This window comes from Embleya sp. NPDC055664 (assembly GCF_053618075.1).
Genome location: NZ_JBSHGZ010000013.1, coordinates 101869 through 125003, shown reverse-complemented (window position 1 = coordinate 125003; position 23135 = coordinate 101869). Strand labels below are relative to the sequence as shown.

General features: G+C 70.7%; 11 protein-coding genes and 1 pseudogene. 4 read left to right on the top strand and 8 right to left on the bottom strand.

Annotation, left to right across the window (positions count from 1 at the left end):
* Positions 1-3 precede the first annotated feature (3 nt).
* A complete protein-coding gene (locus ACWGR4_RS22520) occupies positions 4-3846 on the top strand; it encodes a non-ribosomal peptide synthetase (RefSeq protein WP_452128440.1) in 3843 nt (1280 codons plus the stop codon).
* A 77-nt stretch (positions 3847-3923) separates the two neighbouring features.
* Here the strand turns inward: ACWGR4_RS22520 and ACWGR4_RS22515 are convergent, their stop codons facing one another.
* From ACWGR4_RS22515 to ACWGR4_RS22500, 4 genes and pseudogenes are all read right to left on the bottom strand, one after another.
* Positions 3924-7067 (bottom strand): BTAD domain-containing putative transcriptional regulator, encoded by a 3144-nt coding sequence (locus ACWGR4_RS22515; protein ID WP_452128439.1) that lies wholly within the window; start codon positions 7065-7067, stop codon positions 3924-3926.
* Positions 7068-7766: 699 nt separating this feature from the next.
* The gene (locus tag ACWGR4_RS22510) at positions 7767-8381 is read right to left on the bottom strand and encodes a DUF4118 domain-containing protein (RefSeq protein WP_452128438.1); all 615 of its coding nucleotides are present in this window, start codon (positions 8379-8381) and stop codon (positions 7767-7769) included.
* A 266-nt stretch (positions 8382-8647) separates the two neighbouring features.
* Positions 8648-10051, bottom strand: a pseudogene (locus ACWGR4_RS22505) (APC family permease); the annotation flags it as partial.
* Positions 10052-10287: 236 nt separating this feature from the next.
* The gene (locus ACWGR4_RS22500; RefSeq protein WP_452128437.1) at positions 10288-10668 is read right to left on the bottom strand and encodes a hypothetical protein; all 381 of its coding nucleotides are present in this window, start codon (positions 10666-10668) and stop codon (positions 10288-10290) included.
* Positions 10669-11124: 456 nt separating this feature from the next.
* Here ACWGR4_RS22500 and ACWGR4_RS22495 point away from each other — a divergent pair, with 456 nt between their 5' ends.
* Positions 11125-11889 carry a tyrosine-type recombinase/integrase gene (locus tag ACWGR4_RS22495; protein WP_452128436.1) on the top strand — a complete coding sequence of 255 codons (765 nt, stop codon included), beginning with the start codon at positions 11125-11127 and terminating at the stop codon, positions 11887-11889.
* 660 nt (positions 11890-12549) lie between these two features.
* Here ACWGR4_RS22495 and ACWGR4_RS22490 read toward each other — a convergent pair.
* The 3 genes from ACWGR4_RS22490 to ACWGR4_RS22480 all read right to left on the bottom strand — a co-directional run bounded on the left by ACWGR4_RS22490 (position 12550) and on the right by ACWGR4_RS22480 (position 17723).
* Positions 12550-13875 carry an FAD-dependent monooxygenase gene (locus ACWGR4_RS22490; RefSeq protein WP_452128435.1) on the bottom strand — a complete coding sequence of 442 codons (1326 nt, stop codon included), beginning with the start codon at positions 13873-13875 and terminating at the stop codon, positions 12550-12552.
* A gap of 214 nt (positions 13876-14089) precedes the next feature.
* Positions 14090-14782 carry an alpha/beta fold hydrolase gene (locus ACWGR4_RS22485; protein WP_452128434.1) on the bottom strand — a complete coding sequence of 231 codons (693 nt, stop codon included), beginning with the start codon at positions 14780-14782 and terminating at the stop codon, positions 14090-14092.
* 121 nt (positions 14783-14903) lie between these two features.
* Positions 14904-17723, bottom strand: a complete 2820-nt coding sequence (locus ACWGR4_RS22480; RefSeq protein ID WP_452128433.1) for an AAA family ATPase — start codon at positions 17721-17723, stop codon at positions 14904-14906.
* A 688-nt stretch (positions 17724-18411) separates the two neighbouring features.
* Between ACWGR4_RS22480 and ACWGR4_RS22475 the strand changes: the two genes are divergently transcribed.
* Positions 18412-19104 carry an alpha/beta fold hydrolase gene (locus ACWGR4_RS22475; protein ID WP_452128432.1) on the top strand — a complete coding sequence of 231 codons (693 nt, stop codon included), beginning with the start codon at positions 18412-18414 and terminating at the stop codon, positions 19102-19104.
* Positions 19105-19212: 108 nt separating this feature from the next.
* Complete coding sequence (locus tag ACWGR4_RS22470; RefSeq protein WP_452128431.1) at positions 19213-20061, top strand: alpha/beta fold hydrolase; 849 nt, start codon at positions 19213-19215, stop codon at positions 20059-20061.
* Positions 20062-20225: 164 nt separating this feature from the next.
* On the opposite strand, the gene ACWGR4_RS22465 is transcribed toward ACWGR4_RS22470, so the two are convergent.
* On the bottom strand, positions 20226-23009 hold the full coding sequence (locus tag ACWGR4_RS22465) for an ATP-binding protein (RefSeq protein ID WP_452128430.1): 2784 nt from the start codon (positions 23007-23009) through the stop codon (positions 20226-20228).
* Positions 23010-23135: the final 126 nt, after the last annotated feature.

Here is a 23135-nt window from a genome sequence, read left to right as displayed (position 1 = left end):
GCAATGATTCCGCTGTCCTACGCACAACGCCGGACCTTGTTTCTGCACCAACTCGAGGGAGGCGCGACCTGGAACATGTCGGCGGCGTTCCGGCTGACCGGACGGCTGGACGAGGTTGCCCTCGCCGTGGCCATCCGCGACTTGGTCGACCGGCACGAGATCCTGCGCACGGTCTATGTGACCGACGACGACGGTGAGTCCCACCAACGGATCCTGCCAGTGGCGGAGGCGTTCGCGCAGGCGCGGATGCCCGTCGTCGAGGTGGCGCCCGAGAACGTGTCCGGCGCGGTCGACGGGGCCATCGCGCACTGCTTCGACTTGGCGGTCGAAATCCCCATGCGGACAGCTCTGTTCCGCTGCTCATCGGAAGAGCACGTGCTGGTCGTGGTGATCCATCACATCGCCACGGACGGCAGCTCCGGCGCGCCGCTGGCCCGGGACCTGGTCGCGGCGTACACCGCCCGCCTGGCCGGTCGGGCGCCGCAGTGGGAGCCGTTGCCCGTGCAGTACAAGGACTACACGCTGTGGCAGCGCGAGTTACTGGGTGACGTGAACGACCCCGACTCTCTCGCCGCCGCGCAGGTCGAGTACTGGCGCGACGAGTTGGACGGGGCACCGCAGCCACTGAACCTGCCGCTGGATCGACCGCGGTCCTTGGACGCGGACACGGAGGGCGACACGCTCGGCTTCGTGGTGAAACCGGAAGTGGCGGCCGGACTGGAGAAACTGGCGGCCGAGCGGGGCACCAGCATGTCGATGCTTGTGCAGGCGGCGTTGGCGGTGCTGCTGTGCAAGCTCGGTGGTGGCGAGGATTTGCCGATCGCCATGCCGATCGCCGGGCGGACGGAAGAGGCGCTGAACCCCATGATCGGCTGCTTCGTCAACAACCTGGTGCTGCGGGTAGACCTCTCCGGTGACCCGGCCTTCGGCGAGGTGCTCACACGGGTGCGGAACAAGGCACTGGCGGCCTACGAGCACCAGGACCTACCGTTCGACGTGCTGGTCGAGGCGATCAACCCCGACCGCTCCAGCGCGTACCGGCCGCTGTTCCAGGTGATGTGTGGCTGGCAGAACTACGAGAAGCCCAGCCTCGACCTCCCCGGACTCGAGGTGGAATTCCAACAGGCCATCCCGTCGCAGGCCCAGGTCGACCTGTTCTTCAGCATGACCATGGACGCGACGGGGACGCTGCAGGCCGACATCCAGTACGCGACCCGGCTGTTCGACCGGGACACGATCGAGGCCATGGGTACTCGATTCGCGCGGGTTCTGGAGCAGGTGGTGGCCGATCCGAGCGTGCGCGTCGGGGACATCGACGTGCTGGTCGCGGGCGAGCGGGAGCAACTGCTCGTCGGAGTCAACGACACCGCCGAACCGACCCTGGAACAGGGGTTGTTGGCGGCGATCCACCGGCAGGTGCAGGCAACTCCGCAGGCCCTCGCCGTGATCGGCGAGGACGAGACGCTCACCTACCGCGAACTGGACGTCCGGTCGAACCGGCTGGCGCACTGGCTGGTCGAGCGCGGCGTGCGGGCCGAGTCGCTGGTCGCGGTCTGCCTGCCCCGGACGGTGAACCTGATGGTCGCACTGCTGGCGGTGCTGAAGGCCGGCGGAGCCTATGTTCCGGTGGACCCGGACCACCCGCGTTCCCGGATCGACGACATCCTCGATCAGGCGGATCCGATGCTGGTGATCGATACGGACAAGCTGGCCGGCGTGGACTGCACCGGCTATCCGGACTCGGCGCCCGATGTGGTTGTGCGGCCCGAGAACATCCAGTACGTGATCTACACATCGGGGTCGACGGGGACCCCGAAGGGCGTGGCGATCCCGCGCGGCGCGGTGGCGAACTTCATCGCCACGACGCAGCGGCGGTTCCCGCTGTCGTCCGCAGACCGCATGTTGTTCAGCACGACGGTGTCGTTCGACATGGCGAACACCGAGCTGTACCTGCCGTTCGTCTCCGGCGCGACCATGGTGATGGCCCGGAAGGACACCGTCACCGATCCGTCCGCCATGGTGGCATTCATCCGTCGGCACGGGGTCACCGTGGTGCAGGCCACGCCCGCGTTCTGGCAGATGTTGCTCACGCACGAGCCGACCGCGGCGAAGGGTCTGCGGATCATCACCGGCGCGGAGGCGGTGCCGGTTCGGCTGGCCGAGGCGCTCGCGGATCAGGCCGCCGAAGTAGGCAACTGGTACGGCCCGACGGAGACGACGACGTGGTCGACCATGGCACCTGTGAAGGTGAAGGCCGGGGCGGGTGTGTCGATCGGATCTCCGGTCGGGAACACCCGGGTGTACTTGCTCGATTCGTGGTTGCGCCCGGTTCCGCGCGGAGTGCAGGGCGAGCTCTACATCGCCGGAGCCGGAGTGGCCCGCGGATACCAGGGCCGACCGGAGTTGACCGCGGAGCGGTTCGTGGCGTGCCCGTTCGGTCCAGCCGGTGCGCGGATGTATCGCACCGGGGACCTGGCGCGGTGGAACCGAAACGGTCGGCTCGAATACATCGCGCGTACCGATCTCCAGGTGAAGATCCGGGGCTTTCGGATCGAGTTGGGGGAGATCGAGTATGTGCTGGCCGGACATCCCGGGGTGGCGCAGGCGGCGGTCGTGGTGCGGGAGAACGAGGACGGCGACAAGCGCATCGTGGGCTATGTGGTGCCCCAATCTCGTGCCGTGCCGGCCGATGCCGGTGCTCCGGCGAGCGACGTGCCGACCGGCCCGCTGCTCGCCGAACTGTCCGAGTACCTGCGTGGGCGTCTCCCGGACTACATGGTGCCTTCCGCGGTCATTGCGATGTCCGAGATCCCGCTGACGCCGAACGGGAAGCTCGACCGACGAGCACTGCCGTCCGAGAACACGGACACCGCCGTCGGCCAAGGGCCACGCGACATCAACGAAGAGAAGCTGTGCGCCCTCTTCGGCGAGTTGCTCGGGAGGGAAAAGGTCGGTATCCACGACGACTTCTTCACGCTCGGCGGACACTCGCTCCTGGCCACTCGACTCAGTGCGCGCATCCGCAAGCAGTTCGACGTGGACATACCGCTCAGGACGATCATCAAATATCCCACGGTCGCCGAGTTGGCCTCGCTGGTGCTCATCGGCGGCATTCCCCTGGACAACGCCGACCCTTTCGCAGTCGTGCTGCCGTTGAACACCGATCCCGGCACGGGAAAAGAGCCCCTGTGGTTCTTCCACGGGGGAGGCGGCCTGGGCTGGGCCTACTTCAGCTTCGTGACGCACGTGCGGGAGCGGCCGGCCTACGCCCTGCAGTCCCGCGGTTCCGACGGCGTGGACAAGCTCGCGGGGTCCGTGGAGGAAATGGTCGAGGACTACGTCACCGAGATGCTGAAGATCCAACCGGAAGGGCCCTTCCACCTCATCGGCTGGTCCTACGGCGGCACACTCGTGCAGGCCGTCGCCGAATTGCTCGACCGCCGCGGGCACCGGATCGCCCTCGCGGCCATCCTGGATTCTCACCCGGGCGGGCACGGGTTCACCGAGATCCACGCCGGCAAGACACCGTCGAACTACCGGGACGAACTCGAAGAGTTTTTCGGCCAGTACATAGGTACCGACAACCAACAACACTTCCTGGACACCATGTCGAAGGTACTGGCCAACAATACGACCCGCATGATGGACTTCGAATCCCCGGTCTACCGCGGCGATGTGCTGTTCTTCAGCGCAACGCTCAAGGATGAGGTGTACGCGCCCATGTGGCGGCCGTACATCCTCGGCTCCATCGAGGTACACGACGTGCGCGCCACGCACCACGAAATGAACATGCCCGCACCCGTGGCCGAAGTCTTCGAGGTCATCAACCACAAGCTGGCGCAATGACCGCGGCGACGTGCTCGCGGGCATCGCCTGGTGCCTCGGGCTCGCCCTCCTCGGCTATGTGTGGTCGGTCGCCACGCTCAAGAAGCGAGCGCGACCTCGACCAACCAAGCCCAGTCGGACCGCGCTCTCTCCCGAGTCGCCTCTGCGAACCGCGCGTCGCCGAGGCTGCGGCGCGCGGCCTGCTCGATCCGCGCCACGTCCGGGCGGGAGCGGTCCAACAACCCGCACACGCCGGCGCTCGCCGCGAGCAGCCACGCGGCCTGCTCGGGCTTGTCACGGCGCAGAGCCAGGTCCGCGACCCCGACGAGTACCTGCGCGATCAGCGGCGCGTGTCCCGCCTCGGCAGCCGCCGCGCAGGCCGCCGCGCGGTGCGCCCGGACCTGGTCGAGATCCTCGGCGAGGTAGCCGAGCAGGTCGTGGGACACCGCCCGCGCGCTCGCCTGTTTCGCCTCTTCGCCCAATACGTCCGTCGCGACCGCGAGTTGCCGGTACGCTTCCTCGGCGTCCCCGCTCCACCGGGCGAGTTCCGCCTTCGACAGGGCCAGCTCGGCCAGCGCGTCCGGCCAGGTGACCCGCTCCGCGCACCGCTGCGCCTCGGCAATGGCGGCCGCGGCGGCGTCCTCGTCGCCCCGCAGCCAGTACAACTGGGCCTGCCGCGACCGCATCCGGATGACGTCCTCGATGTCACCGATCTCGGTGACGACCGCGATCGCCTGCTCGTAGCGCTCGCACGCACCGGCGAACTCGCCGCGCACGGCGATCCGGTCGGCCAGCTCGCTCAGGGCGAAGGAGATCCCGAATCGCTCGCCGAGCACCAAAAACTCGGCCAGCGCCGTCTCCAGGTACGCGTCCGCGTCCCGCCCGTCGTGGCCGAGCATGATGCGCATCTTGCCCATGTGCAGCCGGGCCAGCGCGCGCACCCAGGGGTCCTCGTCGTCCAGCAGCGGTTCGAACGCGGTCAGGAACGCGTCGGGTACCCGCAACATGCGTTCCAGCGGGGCGACGAACCCCATCAGCGGATGGCGGCACCGGCTGCGCACGCTGAACCGGTATGCCATATGGATCCACTCCGCGGCCTGGTGTTCGTCGCCCCGTCCGGAACTCACGAACAACACGACCAGGGCGTACACGGTGGCCCTGACGTCATCGGCCGCGTCGCCGGGCATCCTGCCGGCCGTGGTGAGTAACTCCATCCCCTCGGTCTTGTGCCCACTGAGCCACCAGTACCAGCCGGCACCCGCCGCGAGCCGCATTGCCGCCTGCGCCTCACCCGCCGCGAGTGCGCCGCGCATCGCGGAACCTATGTTCTCGTGCTCGGCCCCGAGCGTGGCCAGCCAGTCCAACTGCTCGGCGCGGCGCAGATGGGGCTCCGCGGTCTCGGTGAGTTCGGTGAAGTACGCCAGGTGTGCGTGGCGCGTGTGCTCCGATTCCCCCGCCTCCGCGAGCCGGTGCCCGGCGTACTCCTTTATCGTGCCGATCATCCGGTAGCGCGGGGTGCCGCCGCCCTCGGGGAGCAGCAGCGACTTCTCGGTCAGCGCGGTGAGCAATTCCAGCACCTGCTCCCGCTCGACACCGGCGCCCGCGCAGACCTGCTCGGCCGCCTCCAGGCTCGCCCCGTCGGCGAACACCGCGAGCCTGCGCAGGACCATCCGCTCGGCGTCGGTGAGCAGCTGCCAGCTCCAGTCGATCACCCCGCGCAGCGTCTTGTGCCGCGGGAGTGCGGTTCGGCTGCCGTCGATCAGCAGGCGGAACCGGTCGTCGAGCCGATTCGCGAGCTGGTCGATGGGCATCGTGCGCAATCGGGCCGCGGCCAGTTCGATCGCCAGCGGCATCCCGTCCAGCGCCCGGCAGACCCGCGCCATGGTCGCCAGCGTGGGTGCGTCGACCGCGAGATTCCGCCGCACGGCCCGGGCCCGGTCCCGCAGCAGTTGCACGGCGGGTGAGGACTCGATGTCGGCCGGACCCGCATCCGCCTCCGGCAGGGCCAGCGGCTCGACCGGCCATAGGGCTTCCCCGGTGATGCCGAGGGGCTCGCGGCTCGTGGCCAGGATCCGCAGCCGCCGGCACTCCCCGAGCATCCGGTGGGCGAACACCGCCGCGGACTCGATCACATGCTCGCAGTTGTCCAGGATCAGCAGCGTCTCCCGCTCGCGGATCGCCGTGATGAGTCGGTCCGTCGGTTCCGCGTTCGGGGCCCCGCCGAGCAGGGCGTCCCGCAGGCCCAATCCGGCGAGCGTCGACTGTGCGATGTCACCGTCCGCGCCGATGGCGGCGAGCTCCACCAGCCAGACCCCGTCCGGCAGGTCGCCGAGCAGCGTGCGCGCGGTCTCCGTGGCCAGCCTGGTCTTCCCCGCGCCGCCCGGCCCGATCACGGTGGTGAGCCGGTGCTCGGCGAGGAGCTCGCGGACCGCCGCGACATCGGCGTTCCTACCGACGAAAGTAGTCAACTCGGCGCGCAGGTTGGTCCTGCGGCTCTCCTCCCGCCGCCCCAGCTCGCCCCGCAATACCGCGACGTGCACCGCCGCCAGCTCCGGGGATGGGTCGACGCCCAGCGTGCCGGCCAGGGCTTCCCTCGTGCGCTGGTACACCAGCAGCGCCTCGCTCTCGCAACCGGCTGCCGCAAGGGCGCGCATCAGCGCGACGGCGAGCCGTTCCCGGAGCGGGTACGCGGTCACCAGGTCGGTCAGCTCGGTGATCAGCTCCGTGCCGCGCCCTAGGGTGACCTCCGCTTCGAATCGATCCTCGGTGGCGGACAGGCGTAACCCGTCGAGCCGGAGGACCGCGGCGTCGAACGCGGAGCTGTCGTGCAGACCGACATCCTGCATCGCCGTACCGCGCCACAGCTCGAGGGCCTCGCGCAGCAGCCGCACCCGCCGGAAGGCGTCCTCGGTGCGGGCCCGGCCCGCGACGACGAGGCGTTCGAAGCGCACGGCATCGACGGCATCGGGCTCCACGGTCAACCGGTAGCCGTCCGTCTTCCCCTCGATCACGCCGCCCGGCAGTGCCTTGCGCAGCCGGGAGACCAGGCGATGGAGAGCGTTCGTCGCGTCGGCCGGCGGGCGTTCCCCCCAGATCCAGTCGACGAGTGCAGCCTTTGGAACCGCGTGACCCGGGCGGAGCGCGAGGGCGATCAGCAGAGCGCGCAGCCGTGCTCCCGGCACGTCGACCAAGCCGCCGTCGGTCGTGCGAACCGCGAATGGGCCCAGTACCTCGATGTGCACGCGCTGATTTTGCCATGAGCGTTCGACACGGCCGGGCGGGCGAGGTGTTCGGATCGCATCAAGATTGGGATGGGGCCGATCATGGAGAACCCGGTCAGTCAGTCCTATAGGACACCTTTGCTATTTCGTTCGAAGTTTCGCGGACCGGGTCGCCACCACATCGATCCTGGCGTCGAAACCAGCCGGTTGCCGTCAAGGGTGCGTTCGGGATCGAGGATGAGGCGTATGGGGCGCGTACTGGCGTCCTGGTGCGGCCGTTGCGCTACCTCGGGTCCGGGCCATGTGGGGGAATATCGGGGCGGCAGAGAGCAGTTGGCCGGGTTCGGGAACGAGCAGCGGCCGTGGAGGGTGTCGCCCGGCACCGGGACGCCTACGACCGGCAGATGCGGGCGATGGTTGCGGGGGGACATGCGTAGCGCCGCCGATTTCACAACCAGCTATCAGGAGAACGGCTCCAACCGGTCCTTCGAGCATCTCACCAAGGCGCTGAGCGCGGTGACGGCGATCGACCGCGCGCATATGGACTCCGCGACGAAGGCCGGCCTCGACGGCCTGACCGGCCGCGGGCCGGCCGAGGGCGTCCTGGCCCTGGCAGCCGCGGCTTTGGTGTGGGCGGGAGTGCGTCCCCGATGGGCGGAGTACCGCCCGGGTGGGTCGTCCGCCCGGCGGCGGTTGCGGCCGGGCCGCCGGGCCGACCGTTCACCTCGCGCCGGCATCCGGAGCCCGCGCGGCAAACGGCTCGCGTCCGGTGGACGTCGCGGTGGTCCTGCCACGGCCCCTGCCGCCTCGGTCCGGATCACCGACAGCGGCCGAGCGTGGGAAGTCGCCCGCATGCAAGTGATCTACCGCCGAACCGGGTTCAGTGCGCGGCGTGCTCGAAGGCGCTGCCCGCCTGGTCGGCGAGGGTGACCGCGACCAGGCGGGTTTGGAGGGAGGGTCGGGCGCCGGCGATGTGGAGGAGCGTGCGGCCTCGGCGGTGTCGCGAATGCGGGCGAGGTGGTCGGCGTCGGTGATGGCGACGACTTGGAGTCGTCGGGCGCGGGCCGCGATCTCCGAGACCACGAGCCCGACCAAGAGCAGCAGAACCGCCATCTGAACATCGGCCGAGCGGGTGATGGTGAAGCTTTCGTATGGCTTCGTGAAGAAGAAGTCGAACCAAACGGTGCACGACAGGGCAGCCAGTGCGCCGGCGAGTCGATGGCCGTTCGCGGCCACCGCGGCCACGACTACCACCATGCACAGAGCCACGTTCGCGCCGGCGAAACGCTCCCGGAACGGTGCCAGGGCTCCGGCGACCGCCACCGGGGCCGGCACGGCCGCGATCAGGGCTGCTTGGTCCCGACGCGGATATCGAGGCGTTACCGGGCACCTCCACGGAGTCGTTCGCCGATTTGCCGAAGCCGGTCGCCGCGTTGGCTCGACACCGATATCGGTACCAACCGCGCGGTGCATTGCCAGGGTACGTCCGTCCCCGAGGATGGTCGCGGCGACGCGGCGTCAAGGTCGCGACAGGTGGGGGCGGTGCCACCTGAAGCTGTGCCGAGACTCGTCCGGACATCGTAGGTTCTGCGGGCCTACGGGCGGCCGGCCACGAGGGGTTTGGCCAGACGGTCGTAGATCCGGTGGGTGGAGTCGAATGCCCCGACCAGGCACGGGATGACCAGGGCAATGAGCCAGGCGCCCTCGGTGAACTTGGCGGCGGTGACCACGATCGCGGCGGTGGCGGTGAGGAGCGCGCCGAAGGCGTTGAGGGCGAGTTTGCCGTGCCAACCGGTCGGGCGCAGGAGCCACCAGTGTTTGACCATGCCGACCTGGGAGAGGGTGAAGCCGACGAAGACGCCGATGGCAAACAGTGGAACCAGGACGTTCATGTCGCCACGGGAGGCGATCAGCAGGATCGCCGAGGTCACCGCCAGCAGCGCGACACTGGCCCGGTAGACCCGACGGCGGTTGCGTATGCCGAATATGTGCGGGAGGAAGTCGTCCTTGGCGAGCAGGTCGGCGAGCACCGGCATGCCGCCGAAGGAGGTGTTCGCGGCGAGCGCCAGCAGGAGCACGGTGGCGAACTGTACGACATAGAAGCCGATGCCGTGGCCAAGTGAGGCGTTGGTGATCTGGGCCAAAACGGTGACGCCGTCGGCGGGCTTGACGGAGTACTTCTGGATGAGCCCGGCGATCCCGATGAGCATCACGCCCAGCAGCACGCCCAGCGCGATCTCGGCGTGTTGGGCGCGACGGGCACGCGGGGCCTTGAACGAGGGGACGGCGTTGGCGATCGCCTCGACCCCGGTCAGCGCCGCGCAGCCGTTGGCGAAGGCCTTGAGGAGCAGCAGGATGCCGACGGTGTGCAGTGCACCGCTGTCGACGGGTTGCGCGAGAGGAGCGGCGGCGGGGCCGCCGCGGAGAAGGCCGACCACCACGACGGTGAGGATGGCGAGCACATACACGACGGTGGGGATGATGAACATCTTCGCGCTGTAGGCGATGCCGCCGAGGTTGATCGCGGTGATCAGGGCCAGGACGCCCAGGCACAACCACAGGGTGTACGGATGCAGTCCGGGTACCGCGGAGGTCAACGCGGCGACGCCGGCGGCGACCGAGACGGCGACGTTGAGCACGTAGTCGACGATCAGAGAGGCGGCGGCGACCAGGGATGCGCGTCGGCCGAGGTGCTTCTTGGCGACGCCGTAGGCGCCGCCCCCGTCGGGGAACGCGGCGATCACGTGCCGGTAGGACATGGTCAGGACCAACAGCAGGCCCGCGATGACCAGGGTGACGGGGAGGGTGAAGCCGAGTCCGGCGCCGCCCGCGAGGGCCAGGACCAGGACGATCGCCTCGGGGCCGTAGGCGACCGACGCCATCGCGTCGAGCGAGAGCGCGGCCAGGCCGCCCACGACGGTCAGCCGATGCCGATCGCCGTCCTCGGGCTCGACCCCGTCCTCGCGTTTCTCGCGGGGGCGGCTGGAAGTGGCGGACGTGTTCATGGTTTTCTCCGGGACTGGGTCGAACGGAGGTCCCAGCGTCGGCCCCCACGACCCGTCGGAGACCGGCCCTGACGTGATCTTGGCGCCGCTCGTATCGGCCTGTACGCGTTCCTTCCGCGCGTCCTCGGCCAAGCCGACGAGGTACCGGAGCCCGAGTCGGCGACGGATCCGGACCGGCGGCCGGCCCGCCCGTGATCAGGCCGGCGGAGGTTGAGCTTCGAGGTTGGAGGTTGCCCCTACACCTCCAGGACACCGGCGGATCCGTGGTGATCGGAGTCGAATGAGATCAGAAGCACTCGCGTCCCCGGTTCCGGGTCACGCTCCAGAACGTCCTTGAGACCGATCAGCAGTCCGACGCCCGTGGGGTGGTCGAACGAGGCGCCCACGTCGACGAGTTGGTCCCGTCGTACGTGGAAGTGCCGGCGAATCCGCCGGTTGACCTCGTGGTCGCCCACGTGCAGGACGACGCGGTCGATCGTCTCCCACGGCGGGTGCGCCGCGCGCAGTGCCTTTCCGACGAGCGCGCACACAGGCGAGGGCGGTCGATCCTCGCTCTTGCGTTGGCGCTGCACGGTGTGGCGGGCGGGTCGGCCTACCCGCCACACCGTGATGCTCAACCGTCGAGGGGAACACCGGGCTCGGGATATCGTCCGCGCCCCGTCGGGCCTTGGCCGGGTCCGGCGTTCGGTGTCCGCCAAAGCGCTCCGGGGCAAGCGACGTGTGTGGCGTTCACGACTGTCCGGTCAGGTGCGTGCCGAGCTTCCACAAGCGCCCCATGGTGCGGCTCTCACCGACCTTGGGGCCCGGTTCGGTGACGGCGAGGCGGTCGCAATAGGCCCCCGGTTCGATCGCGGTGGCCGGCGAGCACAGGTGGGTGACGACTTGCGGCGCCCTCCGTCGCGGGGCGGCCGATGGTGCCGTAGTAGGGCGGGAGTCGGGTGGACACGACGCCGGGGTGCACGCCCACGGACGTGGCCCTGCTTCGGCCGTACTCCGCGAAAGCGCGCGCGAAGATGGTGAGCGCGAGCTTGGACTGCGCGTACGCGGCGACCCGCGTGTAGCCGCGCGAGCGGGTGGAGTTCGTCCAGCTGATGCTGCCGGTGCGGTGTAGTGCCGAGGACACGTTGACCACGCGCGGGGCGGGGGCGTTGGCGAAGGCCCTGGTGGTCCGCTCGCACGGTTGCCATGGGGGGTGGGGCGACGCGGCGCGGTTCGCCGGGTGCACGGCGGCGCGTATCGGTGAGGTGTCGGGGGTGCGGATCAGGGACATCGACACGAAGACGTGGATGTGGGACCTGTGTCGGCAGACCACGACCTCGCCGGGCGGTCTGGTGGACAAGGGGACCAAGGGCAAGCGTCGAAGATGGGTGCCGATCATCCCCCAGGTCCGCCCGCTGGTGCTTCGCCGGGTTGCGCTCGCCGAGCCTGATCCCGATCCGATGACGCGGTTGTTCACCGGCCCGCGTGGTGGGCGGATCACGACGGCGATTCTGCGGGATGGGACGCACTGGGACGAGGTTGTCGCCGCACTCGGTTACGAGTTCCCGGTGCGGCATGGGCTGCGTCACACCGGCCTGACGTGGATGGCCGACGCGGGGGTCCCGGTGCACGTGCTGCGGAAGATCGCCGGGTACGGCTCACTGTCGACGACGCAGCGGTATTTGCACCCTGAACTGCGGTTGGTGACCAGTGCTTCGGAGGCGCTTCAGGTGCATTTGAACCCTGGCTGGTCCCCAAATGGTCCCCAAGACGGTTTGGAGGCGTCCCGCCAACCGGTAAGTGGTCTAAACCTACAAGAGGCGCCGACCTGGGCTTTTGCCCTGATCGGCGCCTCTTGAACACCGTCGGGACGACAGGATTTGAACCTGCGACCCCTTGACCCCCAGTACTCGAAAGGGCGTTCTGGCTATGCCCGGTGGTGCAGTGGCCTTGGGATGAACGCGTTTCTGTCTGGTTGTCATGGGGATTTTCGATGTCCTATGACAGCCAGTCCGTGAGAGGACTGTGAGCATCCTGCGACCAGAGGTGCGTTACCCATCCGGGTCCGATCAGGAGGGATTGTTGCCCATCGGCGGAAGTCGAACGGACGGTCCTGTGGCCTCGGCGGAGTGCTCTTGAAGGCAATGTCTCCGCCGGTCATGGAGGCGTGGGCGAAGGGCCGGGTGGGGGTTGGGGGTTCGGCGGCATGCGCCGGCGGATGCCCGTTCGTCGTCGGGTCCCGGGTCGGATCCGGACCCGACGGTGGCGGGTCGTGCCGAGCGTGTCGCGGGCAGTCGGCCGTTACGGAGGTCTGCGGTCTGCGTACCCATCCCGAAAGGGCGCGCCCTGCGTGGGCATCCACGACCTGCTCGCCCAGGGCCGCCGAGAGCGGCTGCCGGGCCTGCCGTCGGACAAGGAAACGAGTCCGGTGCTGCGTGGGCCTGCTGCGCCCGACCGGGATTCGGCGGTGCCGCCCCGGTCGTTCCCCGTTTCGACGACCGGTTTCGCGGGCCGGTTGCCTACGTCCTCGTTCCCGGTGCCGGGGTGGGGAGTTCGGCGGCCTTCGTAGTGGAGGATGCGCTTGTTTCCGGGCCGGTCGGGTTCGGGGCGTGGTGCGGGATCGTCCATGACGGGTGGGTGTTGACCTGTGTGACCGTGGCGCCGGCGAGTTCCTTGTACGTGTCGGCGATCCGATCCGCGCGGCCGGCGGGGAGGGGGCCGCCGTGCTCCGCGGCGCGCGCGATGATCTCTTCCGGTCCCAGGTTTCGGTTGGCCAGGACGATCGTGTTGACCGCCGGTCGGCGCATGCGGTCGTAGCGGTCCAGCGCGGCCGCGGGGTCGTGGTCGCGGGCCAGGCACCAGGCGAGGACGCGGGCGTCGACGATGGACTGGGAGCCGCCGTTCATGCCCATCGGGAACATCGGGTGTGCGGCGTCGCCGAGCAGCGTGACGCGTCCGAAACTCCAGCGCGGCAGGGGGTCGCGGTCGAGCATCGGGTACTCGAGGATCGTTGGGGAACTTTCGACCAGCGTGGTCGGGTCGATCCACGGCAGGCTCCAGTCGGCCAGGCCGGCGCGAGCCTCCGCCGCCGGGACGCGACGGTGCGAGCGGTCCGGGGGTTCGGCGGATCGTCCGTGCCGTACCTCCAGCACCCAGTTCAGCAGCGCCTCGCCGCCCGGGGCGGCCGGGTCCTCGATCGGATAGGCGACGAATTTCGCCCCGGGGGTGCCGCCGGCCACCACGATCGAACGGCCGTCGAGGAGGTGCGGACACCGGGCGACCGCGCGCCACATGTGCACGCCGTTCCAGCGCGCGGCGCCCTCGTCGGGGTGGAGCCGGGCGCGGACCACCGAGTCGATGCCGTCGGAGCCGACCAGCACGTCGGCGTCCTCCACCGTCGGCGCGCCGCTCGTCCGATCCAGGAAATGGGCCCGAACACCGCCCCGCTTTTGCTCGAAGCCTCGGAACGTCAGGCCGGTGCGGACGGAGTCCGACCCCAGGCGCTCGCGTACCGCCGTCAACAACATCAGGTGCAGGCGGCCCCGGTGTACGGAGTACTGCGGCCACCGGTAGCCGGCCGCCAGTCCGAGCGGCTCCGTCCATACCGGCTCACCCGCCCGATCGTGGTAGCCCAACCGGTGCGGGGGCAGCGCGATGGCGGCCAAGTCGTCGGCCAGGCCGAGCTCGGCGAGCTCGCGAACGGCGTGGGGCAGCAGGTTGATCCCCACTCCCACCGCCTCGATCGTGCGCGCCGCCTCGTTCACCCGTGGCCGAAACCCGGCGGCGTGCAGACTCAGCGCGCAGGTCAACCCGGCGATCCCACCACCCACGATGGAGACCCTCATCCGCCCGTTCCCCGCCTTTCGCCGACGTTGTCATGAAGGTTCGTCCGCACAAGCCGGACCGAGACGCCGACCGGGCCCGTTCACGGGAGGCCGGCCGGATGTACAGGTAGGTTCCGGTGGTGCCGTCGGGGTTGGTGAAGGGGACGTGTGGCGCCCGCCGCGTCGGCCGCGACGGACCGGTACGGCGGGCGGCCGGGGATGCGCATGTGTGCGATCAGGCGTCGGCGGCCCGCTTGATCAGGTCGGCGACGGCGGTGGGTTGCGAGACGTAGATCGCGTGGCTGCCGGCCGCCTCGACCGTCGTGGCCCCGATCCGCTCGGCCATGGCGCGTTGCGCGGGCGGCGGGATCATCCGATCCTCGGACGCGATCAGGTACCAGGACGGCTTCGTCCGCCACGCCGGGGTGGCCACCGCGCCGGCGAGCGCCTCCAGGCCCCAGGGGACCTGCGAGTCGGCCAGGAACCGGGCTTGGACGAGCGGTAGGTCGCCGGCGAAGGACTCGGGGAACTTCTCCCGGTCCAGGAACAGGAAGCCGTCGACCGGCGGCAGGATCGGCGGCACCGGCGCGCCGGGCGGCGGGTCGGCGATCAGGGTGTTCACCGACTCGCTCTTGTCCGGTGCGAAGGCGGCGATGTACACCAGCGCCGTCACCTTGTCGTGGTTGCCCGCCTCGGTGATGACCGCGCCGCCGTACGAGTGACCGACCAGCGTGACCGGACCCTGCTGCGCGTCGATCACCCGCCGGGTGACGAGCACGTCGTCGTCCAGCGACAGCGTGGGGTTCTGCACGACGGCCACGTTGTACCCGTCCTCGGTCAGGGCCTCGTACACCCCCTGCCAGCCGGCGCCGTCCACGAATCCGCCGTGGACGAGGACGACGTTCCCACGCGATGCGTTGTCGCTCATCGTTTCGTTCCTCCCGAGTCCGAGCCTCGCGGGGCTGATGACGCCGATGGCCCAGCCCGTGGTACCGACCCTAGGAACGCGAACCGCCCGGCCGCTTGCGTCATTTGACGCAAATCCAGGGCTACCCCGGCACTGCGGTGCCCTCGAGCGCGTCGCGCAGTCCGGCCCGGGAGGTCACGCCCAGCTTGGGGAACGCCCGGTAAAGGTGGGAGGAGACCGTACGCGGGGACAGGAACAGCCGCTCGCCGATCTGCTTGTTGCTCAGGCCGGTCGCGGCCAGGCTCGCGACCCGGTACTCCTGAGCGGTGAGTGCACCGCCCCGCGGACCCGCGAGGTGATCGTGGGCGCAGGCCCGCAGTTCCCGTTCGGCGCGTCGCGCCCAGGGTGTCGCGCCGAGCCGTTCGAAGATCTCCACGGCCGCGGCCAGGTGGGGCCGGGCCGGGGTGAGCGCGCCGCCGTCACGCAGCCGTTCACCGTAGTACAACCGGATGCGGGCGTGATCGAAGGGCCACCGTTGGGCATCCTCGTCGGCCAGGGCCTCGTCGAACCACCGTAGAGCCCTTGGATCGTTCCGCGTCGCCAGGGCGGCGCAGGCGCGCAGGACGATGCGCAGGCGCGGCGAGACCGCGTCGAGCCCCGCCGTTCGGGCCGCCGCGACGTGATCGCGCGCCTTGTCGTGCCGGCCGGTGCGCACCGCCGCCTCGACGGTGTCCAGGATCGTCCACAGCGCATGTCCGACGAACGGGGCGAGCGTCCCGGCGGGCGAGATCCGGCACGCGTGGTGGTAGGCCGTCTCGAAGTCGCCCTGCGAAAGCGCGAGCATCGTCTTGGCGTGCGCGGCGTAGCAGGTGACGGCGTGCGCGCGGCGGGAGGCGCCCCACTGATCCATCCGATCGGCGAGGGCGCGGGCGGTGGGGTAGTCGCCACAGGCCGCGGACACACACGCGAGGACGAACTCCCCGGTCCACGACCGCAGCGGGTAGTGGAACTCCTCGCACAGCGCCAGCCCGTTGCCGACCACGTCGCGCAGTTCGGCCCACCGGCCGGTGAGCCAGGCGTGGCTGCCCCACAGGAACGAGGCCTGGATGGCCGGGAAGTTGTTCTCGCCGCCGTATCCACCCCGCGCGGTGCGCAACAGCGGTTCGTGCATGGCGCCGAGGCGGTCGGCGTAGGCCCCGGCGGTGCCGATCCGGACGATGCGGACCGGATCGGAGGTTTCGGCCAGGGCCGCGACGGCGGCGTCGAGCCGGGTCCAGTCATCCGGGCGTGCCCGGGCCGGGTCGGCGAAGGTGGCCCGCAGCAGGCGGAGGGTGTCCGGGACCGAGGCGCACTTGGCCAGTACCGCGTCATAGTCCGCCCACAGTCGTGGTCCGCCCCCGTAGACGCAGACGATGAGCAGGGTCGACAGGGCTTCGAGCAGGGTCGGGTCGGCCGGGTCGTAGGGCTGGGGTTGGAGCGCGATGGCGCCGGACAGCAGGCGGTGCGCGGTGTCGACATCGCCGTGGCTGTTGAGCAGATACATCGCGGCGGCCACCGTGGCGGCCAACGAGTCGGCGTTCGGGTCGGCCTGGCGCGCATGCTCCAGGAGACGGGGTACGTCGTGCAGGTCGCCGGTGATGTTCGCACCGACGTACGCGGCCTTGGCCAGCCGCCGAGCCTGCTCGGCCGTTGCCGGGCTCAGATCGGCGGCGCGGACCAGCGCGGCCACCGACCCCGGCCCGTCGCCGCGGCGGGCGCTGATGTCCGCGGTCTCCTCCAGCAGCGCGGCGATCCGCTCGTCGGGCTCCTCCGCCGCCTGCGCCAGATGCCAGACACGCTGCTCGGGCACCCCGACCCACGCCTCGGCGAGCGCGCGGTGCACGCCGCGCCGCTGGTCGCTGGTGGACAGGTCCACCACGGTGGAGCGAATGAGCGAGTGCCGGAATTCGAGGCGTCCGGTCAGGTCGTCGACGCGAACGAGGCGGGCTCGCTCCGCGGGCGCGAGGTGCTTGAGATCGCACCGCCCGGCCACCGCACGGCGCACCACCAGGAGATTGCCGCTGCCCTCCAACGCCGCCACGAGCAGCAGATGCCGGGTGGCCGCCGGCAGCACGGTGATCCGGGAGGCGAAGGTCGACCGAAGCCGCGAGCCGAGCGGGATGCGGCTCGGCAGGGCCCGGCCGGCGTTGCGCTGGGAATCGGTGAGGGCGGCCGGGAGTTCGAGCAGCGCGAGTGGGTTGCCCTCGGCGTCGGCCATCAGGCGTCGGCGCACTCGTGGGGCGAGCGAGGGGAAGTGGCGGGAGAGGAGTTCCTCGGACGCGGCCTCGGTGAGCGGGCGCAACTCGTGGAGCGGCAGGCCGCCGTGGTCGAAGAAGCCCTCGTCGCCGATTCGGACCGCACACACCATGCCCGCCCCGACCCCCACCAGGCGGTGTGCCACCTGTGTGAGTACCACGGCACTGGCCGGGTCCAGCCACTGCGCGTCGTCCAGCACGAGCACGGTGGGCCGGTCGCGGGAGAGATCCGCGACCAGCGACACCACGGCTTCGGCGACCGCCTCCGGCCCGGGAGCGGCGGTCCGTTCCAGGTCCAACGCCGCGGCGAGGAAGGGCATACCGGCGACCCCGGCCCGCACGTCGGGAGCGGAGGTCAGCAGTCGGCGCAGCGCGCCGTATCCGGTCCGCGCCCGGTACTGCACGCCGACGGTGTGCGGTACGCGCATCCCGGCCGCCTCGGCCCGCCGGGCGAACGCCGTGAGCAGTGTCGTCTTCCCCACGCCCGGCTCTCCGAGCAGCACCAACGACCCACCGCCGTGGCCGACATCGGTCAAGAAGACGTCCAGCCGCGCCAGGTCGGCCGCGCGGCCGATCAACGCGCCGTCGCCCGCGCCGTAGCCCGCGTCGGGCGTCCGGCCGCCGGTCGAGGCACCGAACAGGGCGTGGTCGCCGGTGCGGTCGTCCATGACGACACCTCCTGGAGTCCGTTGCGTGCGGTGCCGAACATCCGTGCGATCCCGACCGATATACATCGCGGCCGATCGCGCAGGCAGTGTGCATCGTGAGTGTCGCGCGCAGCATCGCGGAAATCGACAGGACGCCCGCGCCGGGCGCGAGTTCGACGTCCGCCATGTGGTGTCGATGACACGACCGCCGGTCGGTGTGCGGCGAAGTGCCGCTCGCGGTGGTCGAGAACGGTCGCGTCGTGGAAATCTCCACCGGCGCACCCCGCGGAACCTCGATCCCGGGCACCGGCCCGTCCCCGTCGAAGGCGTCCGCGTCGAAGCCGTCCGCCCGGACCGATGCCTGCCGCCGCCCTCGCGCGTCCACGAAGGCCGGCCCGTCGGCGCCCGTCCGCGCGGCTCGGACCACCTCCGTCAGACCCCCGGTCGACCCCTTCGCGCCCGCAACCGCGGAAGTCGATCGGCCGTCCCCCGTGCGTCGCGTCGGCGCGGATTCGACGACCGTGAACCTGTGCGCCGTACCGCGCGAGCGACTGTTCCCGTGCCCGTGCGCCACGCGCTGTGACAACCACCGAGTTTCCGACGCAACGGCCCGCACAACCAAGTCATTTGACGGGGGCGGCGCGGCCTGCGGCGTTTCTACATTTCGGGTCATGGGTCGTAGGCGGCCCGACGGACACAGGAGGAAACGATGAGTGACAACGCACCGCGTGCGAGCGTCGTACTCGTCCACGGAGGCTTCGTGGACGGCTCGGGATGGCAGGGGGTGTACGACATCCTCAAGGCGGACGGCTACCCGGTGGCCGTGGTACAGCACCCCACGCTCTCGCTGGACGGCGACGTGGCCGCCACGCACAAGGTCATCGACGCGGCACCGGGACCGGTGACCCTGGTCGGCCACTCGTACGGCGGCGTGGTGATCACCGAGGCCGGCAACCACGAGAAGGTGACCTCGCTCGTCTACATCGCCGCGTTCGCCCCCGACAAGAGCGAATCGGTGAACACCCTGATCGCCGACCCGCCGCCCGGCGCCCCCGTACCGCCCATCCTGCCGCCCGACGACGGCTACCTGCTCCTGGACCGGGACCGGTTCGCCGAGTCCTTCGCCGGTGATCTGCCCGCCGCCGAGGCCGAGTTCCTGGCCGATTCGCAGGTCCCGTGGGGCTTGGACGCGGCCGGCGGCGCGGTTTCCTCACCGGCGTGGCGCACGAAGCCCTCGTGGTACCTGGTAGCCGGCCACGACCGCATGATCCCCCCGCCCGCCCAGCACGCGATGGCCGAGCGGATCGGCGCCCGGACCGTCGAGGTAGGCGGCAGCCACGCGATCTACGTTTCGCAGCCCGCCGCCGTTGCCGACCTGATCAAGCAGGCCGCCGCCGGCTGACCGAACCGGAACGACGCATCTCGCCCGCCCCGACCTCGCAGGGCGGCAAGCACCGCGTACCCGTGTCCGGGCCGGTTGCCGATCACCCCTCGCAGGAGGAACACCATCGTGAAGTACCCACGCACAAGCCGGAAGTTCGCCCTCGGCGCCGCGGCGTTCACCCTCGCCGGTGCCGCCGCGTTCGCCACCTCGGCCCCCTCGGCCTCGGCCGCCGCCGGCGACCGCCACGGCCCTCGCCCGCCCAAGCCCACCATCGTCCTGGTCCACGGCGGCTTCGCCGACGCCTCCAATTGGAACGGCGTCATCTCCCGGCTACAGAAGGACGGCTACCCGGTCGTCGCCCCAGCCAACCCGCTGCGCGGCCTGCCCACCGACGCCCCCTACATCGCCAGTGTCCTGAAGTCGATCAAGGGCCCGATCGTGCTCGCCGGGCACTCCTACGGCGGCGCGGTGATCACCAACGCGGCGGCGGGCAACCCGAACGTCAAGGCCCTGGTCTACGTCGCCGCGTTCGTGCCCGACGTCGGCGAACAGTTGGGGGAGCTGATCCAGCGCTACCCCGGCAGCATCATCCAACCCGCGACGACCCCCGTGCCGTTCACCAATGCCGACGGCAGCACCGGAACCGACCTCTACCTCCAGCCCGACCGGCTGCGCGAGGTCTTCGCCGCGGACCTGTCGCGGAAGGAGACCCAACTGATGGCCGCCGAGCAACGGCCGTTCAGCGCATCCTCCTTCACCGACGCGACCACCGCCGCCGCGTGGCGCACCATCCCGTCCTACGGAGTGGTCGCCGGCGCCGACAAGGCGATCCCGCCGGCCCTGGAACGCTTCGAGTATCAGCGGGCCGGCGCGAAGAGGGTCGTGGAGGTCAGGGGCGCCTCCCACGTCGTGATGATCAGCAATCCCGATGTCGTCGAGCGCCTGATCGAGCAGGCCGCCGACGACACTCGCTGATTCTCGGATCTTCTTCCCGGCAGGACCCGTGTAGGCCGACGCACCCCGTCGGCGTACACGGGTCCGCTACGCCACCGGGACCACTGCGTCGTCGGTGCCGCCCGGTTCGGCGGCGTGCGCATCCGGCGATTACGCGCCGGCTGGGGCGGCGGGAGATCGCCGCGTCACGGCCGTCGCCCCCGCAGCGCGTCGCGGAGTGCGGCGCGGGAGGTGATGTCCAATTTGGGGAAGACCTGGTACAGGTGGGTTCCGACGGTTCGCGGAGAGAGGTGCAGCCGTTGGGCGATCTGCTTGTTCGTCAGACCGGCGGCGGCGAGGCTTGCGATTTCGTACTGCTGGGGGGACAGGCGCGGGTCGGGTGACGCGCCTGCTCCGGGTGTGGCGAGGCCCGACGCGCGCAGTTCGCTCCGTGCGCGTTCGGCCCAGGGCGATGCCCCCAGCCGCGTGAACGTCGTGAGTGCGGCGTCGAGTTGCGTACGGGCGGCCTGCGTGGCTTTGGCACGTCGGAGGCGTTCGCCGTAGACGAGCCGGATGCGGGCCACGTCGAACGGCCAGGTGTCGGCACCGGGCAGCGCCACCGCCCGTTCGAACTCCGCCGCGAACCGGTCGTCGTCGGCGACCATGGCCGCCGCGCCCTGGGCCACCAGTGCCAACCGGTCGGATATCGCGGGCACATGGGCCCGGCGCAGTGCCTGGACATGCGCCTCGGCCTCGGCGCGCCGACCGGAGCGAACGGCCGACTCCACGAGATCAGGTATCAACCACAGGACGGATGCCCGAAAGCGCGGAAGGACACCGGCCGGGCCGACCGAGGTCGCCCGCTGAAACGCCTGTTCGTACTCGCCGCGGGCGAGCGCCGCCCTCGTCCTGACCTCCGCGGCCAGGTCGAGCAGGAGCCGGATCCCCCGGGACGCCGCGAAGCGGGTGATCTCGTCGGCGAGGTCCTCCGCATGGTCGGCGTCTCCGCGGGTCGCCGCGAGCAGGGCCCGACGGTGGCGAAAGGTCTGGGCGAGGAGGTGGTAGCCGTGGCGGTCGGCCAACCGCAAGCCCTGCTCACCGAGAAGGGCCAGTCGATCCCATTCGCCGGTCTCGTAGCAGTGTCGGCTCAGCAGAGCCAGCGCGTGGATCGTGAGCGTGAGCTGTTCGCCGTCGCGATCGTCGTCCACCAGTCGCCGCAAGGCCGGGCGGCAGTGCTTCAGGCGGCCGACGTGCTCGGCGGCCATGCCGATCCGGATCACCTCGACCGGGTCCGCGTCCGCGAGGCCGGCGACCGCGCGGTCGAGTCGGGACAGGGCGGGGAGGGCGGCGTGTGCCGGATCGCCGAAGCAACTCGTCATCAACGGCAACGATTCCGGAACCCGCGGAGTCGGTCCCAGACGTGCGACGACGTCCGCGAGAGGCTCCCAGAGTTCCGTGCGGGCGCCGTGGCAAGCGATCCACGTCAGCGTGTACAGGGCCTCCCGAAGGACGTCGTTCGGGGTGTCCGCGTGCCTCGGCGCGGCGGCGACCGCCGCGATCAACATGCGGTACGCGGAGTCGACATCCCCGATGCCGCCGAGCAGCAGATGGTGGGCCGCCGCGAGCGCCGTCGCCAACGATGCGTCGTCGGTGTCGTCGGAGGTCCTGCACCGCCCCAGGAGGCCCGGGACGTCGAGCAGGTTTCCGATGGTGCCCGTGCCCAGGTAGGCGGCGACCGCGGCACGGCGGCTCCGGTCGCGACCGTCCGGGCTGAGCGTGGCCGCCCGGGTGAGCGCGGCGACCGCGCCGGCGACGTCGCCGCCCTCGCGTGCCCGGTCGGCCAGTTGCTCCAGGAGCCCGGCGACGTGTTCGTCCCGCTCGACCGCCGCGTGCGCGAGGTGCCAGATGCGGCGCTCCTCGCCCTGGCCGCTCCGCCGCGCCAGCCTCTCGTGGGCTCTGCGCTGCTCGCCGGCGGTGGACGACTCGATCACCGCCGAGCGGATCAGCGGATGACGGAAGGTCAGGCGGGTGCCGGCGTGATCGAGGTCGATCAGTCCGGCTTCCCGGGCGCTGCGCAGAGCCGTCGTCGGTACGGGGTCCGGCAGCAGCGACCGCAGAGCCGGCAGATCACCGGTACCGTCCAGGGCCGCCAACAACAGCAGTTGCAGACCGGCGGCCGGGAGATCCGCCAACCGCGCGGAATAGATCGCCCCGAGACGGCGGCCGAGCGGCAGCACGTCCGGCAGCGGCGCGATTCCCGACCGTTGCGCTTCGTCGAGTGCGGCCGGCAACTCGCGGAGTGTCAGCGGGTTGCCGCGAGCCTCGGCCAGGAGGCGCCTGCGTACCGCCGGAGACAGGGCGGGAAAGCGCTCCGTCAACAGCGAGGCCGCCGCCGGCTCGTCCAGCGGCCCGAGTTCGTGGACGTATGCGGTTGCGGCTTCGGTCCGTGCGCCGTGGTTGCCGCGCATGACGGCCAGGACCCCGATCCGGGTCCCGGCGAGATCGAGTGCCCGCAGCACCGCCGCGCTGTCTCGATCCAGCAGCGGCAGGTCGTCGATCGCCAGCAGCAGGGCGTGGGTTCGCGATGCGCGCCGGAGCAGCACCATGGTGGCGTCGGTGACGACGTCCCGGGCGGGGGTCGGTCCGGAGGCGAAGCCGAGGGCCGCCGTGAGTGCGTCGCGGTGCGCACCGGGAAGCTCGGCGAGCCCGTCGAGCAGCGGATGGAGAAGCTGATGGAGTCCGGCGAAACGCAGGTCCTCCTCGAACTGCGCGCCGGCGGCCCGAAGCACCCGGACGCCCGCGTCGACGGCTCGTTCGGCCGCGGTACGCAGGAGCGCGCTCTTGCCGACGCCCACGTCCCCGGTGACCAGCAGGGCCCCGCCGGCCCTGCCTGCGGTGTGGTCGACGAAGGCGCCGACGACGGCGAGATCGTCGTCGCGACCGTGGAGTACTCGACGCGGTTCGGGTGGTGCGGTGACGCCGGTCCTCACGACGCGCCTCCCGCGTGACTCGCGCTGCCGTGCACCGCGAAGATCCGTCGGAGGCGATCGCCGGTGTTCATTCGCATCCCCTCCCGGGTCGTGCCGCCTCGCTGGTGTCGCGTTCGGCAGCGTTTG